This is a genomic window from Cohnella hongkongensis, from assembly GCF_042654645.1.
Taxonomy (GTDB): domain Bacteria; phylum Bacillota; class Bacilli; order Paenibacillales; family Paenibacillaceae; genus Cohnella; species Cohnella hongkongensis.
Genome location: NZ_JBHSEP010000038.1, coordinates 1 through 14234 on the forward strand (window position 1 = coordinate 1; position 14234 = coordinate 14234).

At 57.3% G+C, this 14234-nt stretch carries 14 protein-coding genes, 1 rRNA gene and 1 other RNA gene; 15 read left to right on the forward strand and 1 reads right to left on the reverse strand.

Annotated features, from left to right (window positions below):
- Positions 1-325 precede the first annotated feature (325 nt).
- From ACFO3S_RS27555 to recR, 12 genes are all read left to right on the forward strand, one after another.
- Positions 326-721 carry a response regulator gene (locus ACFO3S_RS27555; RefSeq protein WP_378102888.1) on the forward strand — a complete coding sequence of 132 codons (396 nt, stop codon included), beginning with the start codon at positions 326-328 and terminating at the stop codon, positions 719-721.
- 140 nt (positions 722-861) lie between these two features.
- A complete protein-coding gene (gene fba / locus ACFO3S_RS27560; RefSeq protein ID WP_378102891.1) occupies positions 862-1716 on the forward strand; it encodes a class II fructose-1,6-bisphosphate aldolase in 855 nt (284 codons plus the stop codon).
- 118 nt (positions 1717-1834) lie between these two features.
- The gene (locus ACFO3S_RS27565) at positions 1835-3085 is read left to right on the forward strand and encodes a UDP-N-acetylglucosamine 1-carboxyvinyltransferase (protein WP_378102894.1); all 1251 of its coding nucleotides are present in this window, start codon (positions 1835-1837) and stop codon (positions 3083-3085) included.
- Positions 3086-3151: 66 nt separating this feature from the next.
- Positions 3152-4465 (forward strand): transcription termination factor Rho, encoded by a 1314-nt coding sequence (gene rho / locus ACFO3S_RS27570; protein WP_378102925.1) that lies wholly within the window; start codon positions 3152-3154, stop codon positions 4463-4465.
- 22 nt (positions 4466-4487) lie between these two features.
- Positions 4488-5753, forward strand: coding sequence for a radical SAM family protein (locus ACFO3S_RS27575; protein WP_378102897.1), 1266 nt, complete (start codon positions 4488-4490; stop codon positions 5751-5753).
- A 165-nt stretch (positions 5754-5918) separates the two neighbouring features.
- Positions 5919-6116: a 50S ribosomal protein L31 gene (rpmE, locus tag ACFO3S_RS27580; protein WP_378102900.1), complete on the forward strand. Its 198-nt coding sequence runs from the start codon at positions 5919-5921 to the stop codon at positions 6114-6116.
- Between the two features lie 115 nt (positions 6117-6231).
- Positions 6232-6672: a hypothetical protein gene (locus ACFO3S_RS27585; RefSeq protein ID WP_378102902.1), complete on the forward strand. Its 441-nt coding sequence runs from the start codon at positions 6232-6234 to the stop codon at positions 6670-6672.
- Between the two features lie 91 nt (positions 6673-6763).
- Positions 6764-7029: signal recognition particle sRNA large type (gene ffs / locus ACFO3S_RS27590), an RNA gene on the forward strand.
- Between the two features lie 197 nt (positions 7030-7226).
- A complete protein-coding gene (locus ACFO3S_RS27595) occupies positions 7227-8336 on the forward strand; it encodes a two-component system sensor histidine kinase NtrB (protein ID WP_378102904.1) in 1110 nt (369 codons plus the stop codon).
- 70 nt (positions 8337-8406) lie between these two features.
- On the forward strand, positions 8407-10182 hold the full coding sequence (dnaX, locus tag ACFO3S_RS27600; protein ID WP_378102907.1) for a DNA polymerase III subunit gamma/tau: 1776 nt from the start codon (positions 8407-8409) through the stop codon (positions 10180-10182).
- A 24-nt stretch (positions 10183-10206) separates the two neighbouring features.
- Positions 10207-10518, forward strand: coding sequence for a YbaB/EbfC family nucleoid-associated protein (locus ACFO3S_RS27605; protein WP_378102910.1), 312 nt, complete (start codon positions 10207-10209; stop codon positions 10516-10518).
- A 65-nt stretch (positions 10519-10583) separates the two neighbouring features.
- Positions 10584-11183 (forward strand): recombination mediator RecR, encoded by a 600-nt coding sequence (gene recR / locus ACFO3S_RS27610; RefSeq protein ID WP_378102913.1) that lies wholly within the window; start codon positions 10584-10586, stop codon positions 11181-11183.
- Positions 11184-11250: 67 nt separating this feature from the next.
- Here the strand turns inward: recR and ACFO3S_RS27615 are convergent, their stop codons facing one another.
- Complete coding sequence (locus tag ACFO3S_RS27615) at positions 11251-12945, reverse strand: M3 family oligoendopeptidase (protein ID WP_378102916.1); 1695 nt, start codon at positions 12943-12945, stop codon at positions 11251-11253.
- Positions 12946-13195: 250 nt separating this feature from the next.
- Here ACFO3S_RS27615 and ACFO3S_RS27620 point away from each other — a divergent pair, with 250 nt between their 5' ends.
- The 3 genes from ACFO3S_RS27620 to ACFO3S_RS27630 form a co-directional block, all read left to right on the forward strand.
- Complete coding sequence (locus tag ACFO3S_RS27620; protein WP_378102919.1) at positions 13196-13456, forward strand: DUF2508 family protein; 261 nt, start codon at positions 13196-13198, stop codon at positions 13454-13456.
- Entirely contained in the window at positions 13453-13719 is a 267-nt protein-coding gene (locus tag ACFO3S_RS27625) for a pro-sigmaK processing inhibitor BofA family protein (protein WP_378102922.1), read from the forward strand. The genes ACFO3S_RS27620 and ACFO3S_RS27625 overlap by 4 nt, the downstream gene beginning before the upstream one ends.
- 431 nt (positions 13720-14150) lie before the next feature.
- Positions 14151-14234: ribosomal RNA gene (locus ACFO3S_RS27630) — 16S ribosomal RNA — on the forward strand; the annotation flags it as partial.

A 14234-nucleotide genomic window follows, 5' to 3' on the forward strand; every position in this document is an offset into this window, starting at 1 on the left:
CTTTAAGGGGCAAGCCCGAGACCGCTCGCGGTTGGCAGACTTTCAGGGCGCCTTCTTAGGCGCTTGCTAGTACCATGCCCTTATAGGGCTGATGGAAGCCACCGGCTAAGCCGGTGGTTATGACTATCCGTGATGCAGAAAGGATTAAATTCGCTATCCTTATCTGAAGCACCTCCGACATAAACGTTATCCCGCCGATCCTAAGGACGGCGTAAGCCGTTTATGCTTGAGAAATAGCGTGCTACATTTTTTTACATGGAAATAGGAGGAATTCGCACTTCTGGTCACGAATAAGGCTACAACAGTGATTCGGAGGGATGAGCTCTTGGACAAGAAAAGATTGTTGATCGTGGACGACCAAGTCGGAATCCGGATTTTGTTGTTGGAGGTTTTCGCTACCGAAGGCTACGACACCTTTCAGGCGGCGAATGGCAGAACGGCTCTGGACATCGTGCGCACGAACCGTCCCGATCTTGTTCTCCTGGACATGAAGATACCCGGCATGGACGGGCTTGAGATCCTCAAGCAGATCAAGGAGTACGACAGAGACATCAAAGTGATCATGATGACCGCTTACGGAGAGCTGGATATGATTAAGGAAGCCACCGATCTTGGAGCGCTGATGCATTTTACTAAGCCGTTCGACATCGACGAGATGAGGCTGGTCGTCAATATGCAGCTCGGGCAGGGATCTTCCTCGCAGTTCGCGACAGGCTCGTAAACGGCGAGAGAGGCTTGGGAGCGGGCGGGAGGGCTTGGAAACATGAGTTCGGTTTACTTCGCAAAGTTATTTTGTGTTATAATAACGCGTATGTACGATGCGTGAGAAATCGAATGAAACCGCAGGAGGAATTGTACACTATGCCATTAGTATCGATGTCCGAGTTTCTGCCTCAAGCCAAAGCTGGGAAATATGCCATCGGCCAATTCAACATGAATAACCTGGAGTTTGCCCAAGCGATTACGGATGCTGCGATCGCGGAGAAATCCCCGTTTATTTTCGGCGTCAGCGAAGGCGCCTTGAAGTATATGGGGATCGAATATACGGTTGCGATCGCCAAGGCGGCCGCCGACAAGTCCGGACTGCCTATCGCGCTGCATCTTGATCACGGAAGCAATTTCGACATTGCCATGAAGTGTATCCGCGCAGGCTTCTCCTCCGTTATGTTCGACGGGTCGCACCACTCCTTCGAAGATAACATCCGCCTGACCAAAGAAGTCGTGAAAGCCGCTCACGCGATGGGCGTATCCGTCGAAGGCGAGCTGGGAACGATCGGCGGAGTCGAGGACGACATCAGCGTAGACGAGGCGCATGCCGCGCTGGCCAAGCCGGAGGAGGCGATCCGCTTCTACGAGGAGACGGGCGTAGATTGCCTGGCGATCGCTGTCGGTACCGCTCACGGCATGTACAAGGGCGAAGTGAAAATTCACTTCGATATCATTAAGGAAGTCGTGGCTAACATTCCGGTTCCGGTCGTGCTTCATGGCGGCTCCGGCGTGCCGGACGACATGATTCGCGAAGCGATCCAATCCGGCGTCGGCAAGATCAACGTCAACACGGAGAACCAGGTCGCTTGCACGGAAGCGATTCGCGCCGTTCTGGCCAAGGACGCCAAAGTGTACGATCCCCGCAAATATTTGACTCCTGCCCGCGATGCGATGAAAGCTGTCGTACAGGAGAAGATCCGCCTGTTCGGAAGCAGCAACAAAGCTTAATCGATTATAGCCTCTAATTATCGTTTCTTAACGCGGGAAAACGTCATAAGGCGTTTTCCCGTTCCTTCATGTGCCGGTGATTCCCATCGGCAACACCACGAGGAGGAAGACGGCATTCATGGATAAATTGATGGTCCGCGGAGGCCGGCCGCTCAGAGGGACGGTCGGCATCAGCGGCGCGAAGAACAGCGCCGTCGCCCTTATTCCCGCTGCGATATTGGCGGAGTCGGAAGTGAGGCTGGACAACCTTCCCCAGCTAAGCGACGTCGCGGTTTACGCCGAGCTGCTCGAACAGCTGGGCGGCAAGGTGTCCTGGCAAGAGGACACGATGACGATCGATCCGTCCGGCATGAAATCGGTTCCTATGCCCAACGGACGGGTCAAATTGTTGAGAGCATCTTATTATTTAATGGGGGCATTGTTAGGGAGATTCGGAGAGGCGACGATCGGCCTCCCGGGGGGCTGCAATTTCGAGCCTCGCCCGATCGATCAGCACATTAAAGGATTTGAGGCGCTTGGCGCAGAAGTCACGAACGATCACGGATCGATTCGGATCCGGGCCAAGGAACTGAGAGGGGCCAAAATCTATCTCGACGTAGTCAGCGTCGGGGCGACGATCAACATTATGCTGGCGGCGTCGCGAGCCAAGGGGCTGACCTTGATCGAGAACGCGGCCAAGGAGCCGGAGATCATCGATGTAGCGACGCTGCTTAACGCCATGGGCGCAAAAATCAAAGGAGCGGGAACCGAGACGATTCGTATCGAAGGCGTGCGGGAAATGCACGGCTGCCGCCATTCGATTATTCCCGACCGAATCCAAGCAGGAACATACATGATTGCCGCCGCGGCTACCCGGGGCGACGTTCTTATCGATAATATCATTCCGAAGCATCTGGAAGCGATGACCGCCAAGCTGCAGGAAATGGGCGTTCACGTGTACGAGATGGACGAAGCGATTCGCGTCGTCGGCCAGTCCCTCTACGAGGCCGTGGACGTTAAAGCTCTCGTCTACCCCGGCTTCGCTACCGATCTGCAGTCGCCGATGACGAGCCTGCTCGCGCAAGCCCGGGGAGTCAGCGTGTTGTCCGATTACGTCTACAACAACCGCTTCAAGCATGTGCCCGAGCTGGTGCGCATGGGCGCGCAAATTCGGGTCGAGGGCCGTTCCGCCATCATCGAGGGAGGCCTGTTGAACGCCGCTAAAGTCAAAGCCGCGGACCTTCGCGCAGGCGCCGCGCTGGTCGTCGCTGCGCTGACGGTCGAAGAGGGGACGACGGAGATTAGCGGGGTCGAGTATATCGACAGAGGTTACGAGCGGCTCGTCTCTCAGCTCAGCAATCTCGGCGCGGAAGTATGGAGAGACGGCTAATCTTAGCTGGGAATGTCCGATTTATCAACTTAATTGAAAAAAGTAGGGATACCATTGACCGATCTGATGATGGGTGATCTGGAAGGGCTGAAGCTGACCGAGCTGTACAAGCTTGCGAAGCAGCACCAGATCAATAATTACGCCCAGATGAAAAAAAGAGAATTAATTATCGCGATCCTGCGCGCCCAAGCGGAAAGAAGCGGCCTCATGTACATGGAGGGGGTGCTCGAGGTTCTGCCCGAGGGCTTCGGATTTTTGAGGCCGATCAACTACTTGCCGAGTCCCGAGGATATTTACATCTCGGCCTCGCAGATTCGCAAGTTCGATCTGCGAACAGGAGATCTGGTGTCCGGAAAGTGCCGGGCTCCGAAGGAAAGCGAACGTTATTTCGGTCTTCTGCAAGTGAACGCCGTCAACGGCGTAACTCCCGAAGCCGCCGCGGAACGCCTGCATTTTCCCGCTCTCACTCCGCTGTATCCGCAGAAGAAAATCAAGCTCGAAACGTTACCCACTCACCTGTCTACTCGAATTATGGATCTCATCGCACCTGTCGGATTGGGCCAGCGCGGCTTGATCGTAGCGCAGCCGAAAGCCGGGAAGACTTTGCTGCTGAAGGAAATCGCCAACAGCATCGCCACGAATCATCCCGACATCGACCTGTTCGTTCTGTTGATCGACGAGCGTCCGGAAGAAGTGACGGATATGCAGCGTTCGGTGAAGGGCGAGGTGATCGCTTCCACGTTCGACGAGGTTCCGGAGAACCATATCAAGGTTGCGGAATTGGTGCTGGAGCGCGCGCTTCGGCTGGTAGAGCATAAGCGGGACGTCGTCATTCTGCTGGACAGCATCACGCGTCTGGCGAGAGCCTACAACCTGGTCGTTCCTCCGTCGGGACGCACGTTGTCTGGAGGGATCGATCCGGCTTCGTTCCATAGACCGAAACGTTTCTTCGGCTCGGCCCGCAATATCGAGGAGGGAGGCAGCCTGACGATTCTGGCTACCGCGCTCGTAGAGACCGGCTCGAGAATGGACGACATCATCTATGAGGAATTTAAAGGAACGGGCAATATGGAGCTGCACCTGGACCGCAAGCTGTCCGAGCGCCGCATTTTCCCCGCTCTCGACATTCGGCGTTCGGGCACGAGACGGGAGGAAATGCTGCTCGACAAGGAGGCGCTCGACAAGCTGTGGGCGATCCGCAAGAGCATGAACGATTCCATGGAGTACGTCGAGGGCTTCCTGAAGAAGCTGGCCAACACGAAGACGAACCAGGAGTTCCTCGATATGCTGGACGTCAGCGCGGCTCCGAGCTCTCCAAGCTCTTCGAGCCACTCTTCCGGCTCCGGCGGCGGACGCCGGCCTCCTCGAAGCGGCTCTTAAGTCTCGAAGGAGAGGGTAAGCGATGCATCTGGTATACGCAGACGAACAAGGCAACGTATTCGACCATCCCGAGCTGTTCGGAGTGGCCCGCAGCGGCAACGATCTCGTCGAGCTTCTCGAAGACGAGCTGATCCCGCTGCCCGCAGGCGCTACGCTCGTGGGTCTCCCCCATACGCGGCCGATCGGGATGGACCCGGACAGCGGAAAAATGCAGCTTCTTCCCGGCGCCTATCAGGCCGTCGGAGCGCTGCTGCCGCAAGGCTTCACTCGCTTCTACGTTCCCGGCTATTCGAAGACGGACAAGTCGCAGAAATTCCCTCTGTTCGGCTATACCGCAGTCGTCTGGAAGGACGGCGGCTTCTATGTGGCGGCCGGACAGAGCGACGATCCGGAACCGTGGAATCCGGAGAACTGCGACCGCAACGAGCTGAAGCTCGAGGTCGACCGACTGCTCCGGACCTACCCCGATAACCGGCTGTACGCCCACCTGTCCCATTGCGCGCTGGAGTACGAGTGCCTGACGGCGTCCAACACGTTTCTCCAACGGCTGGAGGGGGCGGTTCCCGTGTCGTTCTCCTGCAACGCCGGCTGCTACGGCTGCATCTCCGAGCAACCGGACGACAGCGGATTCGTGGCTCCTCAAACCCGGCTGAAGTTTCGTCCCGAAGTGGACGAGGTCGTCGAGATCATGCTGGAGCACTTGAAGACTCCGCAGTCGATCATCAGCTTTGGCCAAGGCTGCGAGGGCGAGCCCTCGACCCAGGCCAAGACGATCGTCGAGGCGATCAAGCGCGTTCGCGAACGGACTACGCTCGGATACATCAACATCAACACGAATGCCGGGCTGTCCGACCATCTGCGCGCGATTACCGACGCGGGGCTCGACCTGATGAGGGTCAGCACGATCAGCGCGCTTGACGACCACTACAACGCATACTACAAGCCAAGAGGCTATACGCTCAAGAACGTGGAGAAGTCGCTGCGGTACGCCGCTGACAAGGGCGTGTACACGTCGATCAACTACTTGATCTTCCCGGGCGTTACGGATCGCGAGGAGGAGATCGAGGCGATGATCGGCTTCGTGCGCAGAACGGGGCTTAAGCTGATCCAGATGCGCAATCTGAACATCGATCCGGACGCTTATCTCGCGCTTATTCCTCCCGCTCAAGGCGAGATTTACGGGATGAAGGCGCTGCTCGACATCTACAGGCAGGAGCTTCCCGACGTGGCGATCGGCTCGTACACGCACGTGCCGCCTGCCCCATCCGAGGCGGAGTCGACGCGGTAGCTCGCCTGCAGCCGCCTGGCTCTCTCCCCGCGCCGACGATTGAATTTGCCGGGAATTGTTGTGAAATGCACGGTTGTGCTTTCGCAATAAGGCGTGGTATACTCATTTCATGTGTCTAATACTCTGGATCCGACTGTTGATCCAGGGCGGAAAGAGGTGAAACCTGTGAAACCATCCATTCATCCGCAATATAACGTAGTAACGGCGACTTGCGCATGCGGCAACACTTTCGAAACAGGTTCGATCAAATCGAATCTGAAAGTCGAAGTCTGCTCGGCTTGCCATCCGTTCTACACGGGTAAACAGAAGTTTATCGATGCGGGCGGTCGTGTTGACAAGTTCAAGAAGAAATACGGTATTTAACCATGCAACCGCTAGCCAGCGTCGTTAGACGCGCTCGGTTGTCATAAAACGCAAAAATGCCGTATAGAGATAAGCCTCCTTTGAAATCCTACGGGATAAAAGGGAGGTTTTTTTCATGAGCAGGAAGCGGCAATCGGTACTGATCGGTCTTGGTCTTGCGCTTGCGCTCGCCGGGTGCGCGGACAACGGCGCCCGTTCGGGCGTCGGAACGCAAAGCTACAAGCAGGACGGCTACCTCGGCCAGACGAACGCGCGTCCCGGTCTTCCGGGCCATCACATGATCACGGACTACAGGAACGATAACATGACGATGCGGGAGGCGATCAAAAACGTGCCGGGAGTGGCCGATTCCACAGTTACCTTCAACGGCGCGGACGCCTATGTGACCCTTAAGCTCGAGCCGGGACTTGCCCCGAGAGAAATTCCGACGGTCGAGCAGCAGGCCGCGACCGTGCTTCGGTTTAATTACCCGAGGTACACGATCCATGTTCAATCGCTGGGCCCGGCGGGCGGTGCGGCGGCGGAGGGCGAGTCCGCGGATTCCGCAGGCCGTTAAAGGCGCGTTTTCGACCGATGGGTCCGGGATTTTGCTGGGAACCGTTTCCTTCGGTTGCATTTCCTCTCGCAACTCGCTATACTTAGTTTTGCCGTGCTAGACGGGGAGGTAGCGGTGCCCTGTAACTCGCAATCCGCTCCAGCGAGGTTGAATTCCTGTTTGAGGTTTTGTGATGCAGGTTCCGGTAGGGGTGTTGCCGCGTTGACGGCAGAGTCCTCCGCGAGGGACGGCCATGAACCCGGTCAGGTCCGGAAGGAAGCAGCCGTAAGTGGTTTAGTTCTTGTGCTGGAGGGTCGCTCGGCTTGAGCGTCACGCTTCTATTCGGCTGGTTCACAATTATCGAGATCAGGTGCACGGTTCTGATTCGGTAGGGTCTGTACGAATACGAGCCAAGCATCATGACGATTCTGTCATGGTGCTTTTTTTCTATTCCGGGGGGCAGCGCGGATCGGCCGAAGAAAATACTTCCCCGGGCATAGGTCGCAAGGAGGAAAAAACACGCAATATACCGAATATTTTACAGATGCGGGCTCGTTGATCCGGAGGTGAGTGCAATGATGGACGAACCGGCTGATCTCGCGGGGAGCGGCTCAGTCGCCGGGAAGGTCGAGAGGGAGCGTTACCTCCGGCAGTTCGTCAACCGGCTTCTGTCGATGGAAGAGATCGGGGTGCTGCTGTTGGACTCAGACTTTCGCATTGCGGAGGTCAGCGATATGATCGTCTCGCTGAGCGGCTTCCCCCGCGCGAATATCGTCAATAAGCCTGCCGAACGATGGTTCGAGGAGGTCGGGCTGGAGCCCGGGCCGTTCGATCGCAGCTTGCTTGAAGGACAGACCTTTCGCAATCGGGTTTTGATCTGGAAGCGGGACAAGCAGGTGCACCGGCTTATGATCGACGGCGAGAACCTGGTGGAAGGAGTGGAACGGACGGGCGCCTTCGTGCTGTTCCGCGACGTTTCTCACCTCATGGCATTGGAGGAGCAGGTCCGACGTTCGGACAGGCTGAAGACGATCGGTCAGATCGCGGCGGGCACTGCTCACGAGATTCGCAATCCGCTGACGGCTATCAAAGGATTCATGCAGCTGCTGAACAAGTCCCTTGCGGATCGCAATATGGAGAAGGAGCAGGAGTTTGTCGGCATCGTCTTGTCCGAGCTGGACAGGGTGAACGATCTGGTCAGCGAATTTTTGCTTCTCAGCAAACCGAAGGAATTAAAACAGACCTGGCTGAAGATCGGGGGGGTCATTCAGGAAATTTTGCCGATGATACGCAACGAGGCGTTATTGTACAACGTTACGGTGATTTACGACCCGATGCCGGAACTGCCTCCCATCTCGGCGGATAAGGAGCTTCTGAAGCAGGTGTTTCTGAATCTGGGGAAAAATGCGATCGAAGCGATGGACGGAGGAGGAACTTTAATCATTCGCGAACGCCGCAGCGCCGAGGATTCGAGCCGAATAACGGTGGAGTTCCAGGACACCGGGCCGGGCATTCCGGCGGACGTGCTGGAGAAGGTGTTCGATCCGTTCTTCACGACCAAGCCGCAAGGCACGGGGCTGGGGCTGTCCGTCTGTCAGCGAATCGTGGACGATCTGGGAGGGAGCATTGAGGTGACGTCCGGCGGAGAGGGGACGCTGTTCGTCGTCGGACTTCCCGGTTCATGATCCAAGGTGGAGCGCATCCATTCGATGATGTATAATGGGTGAAACGGAAAGCCGACGGGAGCGACAAGCAATGGCGCATTTAGCTTTGTACCGGGCCTGGCGTCCCCAGACGTTCAAGGACATGGTCGGGCAGCAGCATATCGTACAGACTTTGCAGAACGCGATTCGTGAGGGGCGACTCTCTCACGCTTATTTATTCAGCGGTCCGAGAGGGACCGGCAAGACCAGCGCGGCCAAGATTTTGGCGAAAGCGGTCAATTGCGAGCACGGTCCCGCGCCCGAGCCGTGCAACGCGTGCTCGCAATGCGAACGGATCACCGGCGGCTCCGTCATGGACGTCGTGGAGATCGATGCGGCTTCGAACCGCGGCGTGGAGGAAATCCGCGATATCCGGGATAAAGTCAAGTATTCGCCGACGGAAGTTCGGCGCAAGGTGTATATCATCGACGAAGTCCATATGTTAACGACGGAGGCGTTCAACGCGCTGTTGAAGACGTTGGAGGAGCCGCCAGGTCACGTCATGTTCATTCTGGCCACGACGGAGCCTCACAAGCTGCCGCCTACGATTATTTCGCGCTGCCAGAGGTTCGATTTTCGCCGGGTTTCGCTGGAAGAGCAGACGGGCCGGCTGCAGGAAATCTGCAAGCAGGAGGGCATCTCCGCAGAGGACGAGGCGCTGCGCTACATAGCTCGTCTGTCTGACGGAGGCATGCGCGACGCCCTCAGTCTGCTGGACCAAATCTCCTCGTTCACGGGCGGGCGGGTCGGCTTGGAGCAAGCCGTGGAAGCGACGGGCGGACTGCCTTCCGAGCAGTTCTCCAGACTGGCGGCGGCGATTCGGGAGAACGACGCCTCTAAAGTTCTGCTCGAGATCGACGAGATGATGAAGGCGGGGAAGAGCGCGGATAAGTGCCTGGAGCAGCTCATGCATTATTTCCGGGACTTGCTGCTGGCACAGCTCGCCCCGGAAGCCGGCGATTCCGCGGGAAGAGTGGCAAATCCGGCCGAGCTGAAAGAGATGGCCGCCGGATTTTCTCGCGAGCGGTTATTTGCTATCATTGATCTGTTGAATCGTTACCAGGGCGAGATGAAATATGCGGCGCATCCCCAGACGATGTTCGAGATCGCGCTGCTGAAGCTGTGCTCCGGCGACGCGAATGCCGAACCGTCCGAGAAGGCGGCGGCCAGCTCGACCGAGACAGGAATCGGCCGGGGAGAGCTCGGACAGCTGAAGCAGCAGATTGCGGCGCTGGAGAGCAGGCTCGGGGCGCTGATGAGCGGCGGCGGCGCATCTCTCGCAGCTCAGGGAGGCAGGGCGGCTTCGGCGGGGCCGGGGAACTCTCGCGGGGGGGCGGGGGCGAGCGCTCCCGCGGCTTCGCGCGTCTCAACCGTATCCCGGCAGAGACTGGCCGTCTTCGCGGAGGCCCGCGCATCGTCTTCGGCTCATCTGGCCAAGTGGCCGCAGGTCATGCAGAGGGTCAAGGAGGAGCGGGTCACCGTGCATGCCTGGCTGGTGGACGGGGAGCCGGTTTCCTTCGCCGAGGATTCGATATTGGTCGCCTTCAAAAACACGATCCACCGGGAGACGACCGAGAAGCCGGCCAACAGGAGCGTGATCGAAGGCGTTCTGAGCTCCGTTTTCGGAAGTCCGACGCAGCTCGTCACCACCCTCCAACGAGAATGGCAGGAAGTGATACTCGGCGCCGAGGGCAAGGCCAAGGACGCTTCTCAGGCCGAAGAGCTGCAGCTCGTCCCCGAAGGGGAAGAGGAGGGGGGCGGCGAGCCCTGGGTAGACGAGGCTGTGAAGCTGTTCGGCGAAGATTTGGTTACGATTAAAGACGATTAACCAGCATACGGGAGGTATAACGAAATGAACAACATGAACCAAATGATGAAGCAAGTCAAGAAAATGCAGGAGCAAATGATGAAAGCCCAGGAGGAATTGGGCAACAAAACGATCGAAGGATCGGCCGGCGGAGGCGTCGTCACCGCTGTCGTCAACGGGCACAAGAAGCTGCTCGACATCAAGATCAAGCCGGAGGCGGTCGATCCGGAGGATGTCGAGATGCTGCAGGATCTCGTCCTGGCCGCCGTTAACGATGCGCTTACGAAAGCCGACGAGCTGGCCAACCAAGACATGAGCAAGTACACCGGAGGCATGAAAATTCCGGGCTTGTTCTAGACCGGTTTCGGCTGCCTGCGGGCGGCATTGCCGACATACGATTTGATAAGAGGAGACTGGAGCCCTTGTTCTATCCGGAACCGATTGCCAAGCTGATCGACTCCTTCTCCCGCCTTCCGGGCATCGGGCCGAAGACAGCCGCAAGGCTGGCGTTCCACGTCCTGCGGATGAAAGAAGAAGACGTGATCGATTTCGCCAAGGCGTTAGTGAACGTCAAACGCAATCTCACTTACTGTTCCGTCTGCTGCAATATTACCGACACGGATCCGTGTCGTATTTGCTCGGACAAAGCGCGGGACGCCTCCGTCATCTGCGTCGTGCAGGAGCCGAAGGACCTGGTGGCGATGGAGAGAACTCGCGAATATAACGGTCACTATCATGTGCTGAACGGCGCCATCTCTCCGATGGACGGACTGGGACCGGACGATATTCGCATCGCGGAACTGGTCCGCAGGCTCGGCGACGAGAGGGTGCAGGAGCTGATTCTGGCCACGAACCCGAACATCGAGGGCGAGGCGACGGCGATGTATCTGTCCCGTCTGGTTAAGCCGTTCGGCATTAAGGTTACCCGAATCGCGCACGGACTGCCGGTCGGAGGGGACCTGGAATATGCGGACGAAGTGACGATCTCCAAGGCGCTGGAAGGTCGCAGAGAGCTGCATTGACGCGCCACCGAGAAAATTAACCCCGAGACCGCCGGCCAAGGCGAGCCCGGGGTTTCCTTATTTACAGCTACAGCGATTGATCCTCAATGCCGTCCAACCAGTTCTCGATGCTTCCGATGACGGAGGTTACGCAGCCGTCCTCGAACGGGGAGATCAGGCCGGCCTCCTTTACCAGTTCGGTGAAGGACAGGCTTCCGCCCAAGCGGCATAGATGCAGGTAATCCGCCCACGCGGCGCTGCGGTCCTCGTGCATCTTCTTCCAGAACTGAAACGCGCAGATCTGCGCCAGCGTGTAATCGATGTAGTAGAACGGCGTGCTGAAAATGTGGCCCTGTCTATGCCAGTATCCGCCCCGCTCGTAATACGCGTTGTCTGCGTAATCGCGATGGGGCGCGTATTTCTTCTCGATCTCCCGCCAAGCTCGCTTTCGCTCCGCCGGGGTGGCCTCCGGATTCTCGTACACGAAGTGCTGGAATTCGTCTACGGAGACGCCGTAGGGAAGGAAGAGCAGCGCTCCCGCCAGGTGCTGGAAGCGGTACTTGTCGGTCTCCTCCTGGAAGAAGAGGTTCATCCACGGCCAAGTGAAAAACTCCATGCTCATCGAATGGATCTCGCACGCCTCGTAGGTCGGAAAGCTGTATTCCGGCACCTTGAATGTTCTGCTCTCATGTACCTGGAAGGCGTGTCCGGCTTCGTGCGTCAGCACGTCGATATCGCCGGCCGTCCCGTTGAAGTTGGAGAAAATAAACGGCGCTTCGTATTGGCTGATATAGGTGCAGTATCCTCCGCTCTGCTTCCCCTTTTTGCTGACCAGGTCCATCAATCCGTTATCCTGCATAAAGCGGAAGAAGGCGTCCGTCTCGGGAGACAGCTCCGCGTACATCTTCGCTCCATTGTTCACGATCCAATCGGCGTCGCCCTTCGGCTTGGCGTTGCCCGACAGAAACGTTAAATTCTCGTCGTAGTACAGCAGGCGATCGACCCCGATGCGGCGCCTCTGCCGTTCCTTCAGCCTGGAGGCGATGGGCACGATGTGGGCGAGCACCTGGCTGCGGAAGTTGGCGACCATGCCCGCGTCGTAATCGGTGCGGCTCATCCTCGCGTAGCCGAGCTCGACGAAATTCCGGAAGCCGAGCTTGCCGGCGATTCGGGTTCTGATTTTCACCAGCTCGTCGTACAAGCCGTCCAGCTCCTCCTCGTGGCTTGCCATGAACCCGGAGGCCGCTTCCGAAGCGCGCCTGCGAACGTCGCGGTCGATCGATTGCTGAAACGGAGCCAGTTGGGCCAGCGTCCGCTCTTCTCCCTGGAACGGAATTTTGGCGGAAGCGATCAGCTTCGCATACTTCGTCGTCAGCTTGTTCTCCTGCTGAAGATCTTCGATGACTTCCGGACTGAACGTCTTGAGCGACAGCTCCGCCAGCCGGAATAGCTGAGCTCCCCACTTCTTCTCCAGCTCGGGACGGAACCGGGAGTTCACCAGCTCCCGGTAATAGTCGTTTACGTACTCCTGGATCACGGGGCCGCTTTCGTCGAAGAAGTCCTGCTCCGCCTTGTAAAACTCGTCCTCCGTATCGACCGAATGCCGAATGCCCGCGATCTCCCTCATCGAGTCGAATCCGTTCCGGAGGCGGTTGATCTCGGTCATCGCCGAATGCTGCTTCTCGTAGCTGTCGGCGACCGCGAACGCAGAGAGCAGACTTTTAAAGTCGCGCCTGAACGCCTTCACGTCCGGTCTTACGTAAAGGTACTCGTTAAATTTCATTTCGCTGCACCTGCCTTATTTTCTTAGACAAAAACGCGATTCTGCGTCTAGAGGACGCCGAAGGTGTTTTTGTTTGATGGCTTTAATCATCTGCGGAACGTTCAGGTCATCCCACATGCTTATTCGATGGAGCGCCGATCTAACCCTGCTTTGTCCCCGGACGAGTTCTAAGGGACTTCGGTCTTTTCATAGAAATAAGGTAGTTGTCCCCGAATACGGGGATTCAATAAAGCGGGGGAGGATGCCGAGAATGAACCTGTTTGTAAGAAACGGCTCGCATAACGCAGTCCGATCGATCGAGAAGGACGCCCTGATCGCGGATATTCGCAAGGCAGAGCAGGAGTGGAAGCACGCCCAATGGAGATTCCAGCATGCGCTCGGGGCCGATCATGTCGATTATGCGATCTATTGTCTGGAGGCGGCGGAGAAAAAGCTGGGGATGCTGCTTAAGCAGGCGAAGGAGAAGTGGAGCGAAGCTGCTCTGCCCAAGGAGGCCGAGGAGGCCCGATGAAAACGTTCTGGCTCGTTCTGCTTGTCGTGTCCGGATTATCGCTGATCCTCGTTCTTCTGCGGCGCAATGTCCCCAGAGGCTGGCTGACTAGATTCGGCATCCATCTGGTTCTGGCCGCGCTGGCGCTGTACGTCTTGAACTTCTCGGGGTGGGCGACCGGATGGTACGTTCCGTTAAACCCGTTCACGATCGGAACGGTGGCGCTTCTCGGCGTACCCGGCATCGGCCTCGTGCTGGGCTTGCAATGGGCGATTCTGTCCTGATTCGAGAAGGGGGAAAAGGATGGCAGTCATCAACATGAAGGTTTTCGCGAAAAATGTCTTATAGGCGGTTGACGCCAATGATCAGGTATGTTAAATTATAACTCGCGCCTCTTGGGCGATGACGGAGCCGGCCAGAGTTATTGAGATTTGGAATGAATTACTTGTTGCAAATCGGTTGGGCGCTGTGATATATTATAAAAGTCGCCGTTAGCGCGGTAGACGCCAAAGCAACACCGATTGTTCTTTGAAAACTGAACATTGAGCGTAAGAAACGCAACTGATGGCCAGCGACGATCGTCGCGCACAGTTGTCGGAAACAAAACATCGTCGAAAGACGGTAACCAGCAAGAAATGAGCCTCAAATGGCTCTGTGATACCGGGAGACATAGCGCTCGGGACTTCCATTCGGAAGGCCTGACGCGAAAGCTCCTTTCATGGAGAGTTTGATCCTGGCTCAGGACGAACGCTGGCGGCGTGCCTAATACATGCAAGTCGAGCGGAGCCGAAGAGGTGCT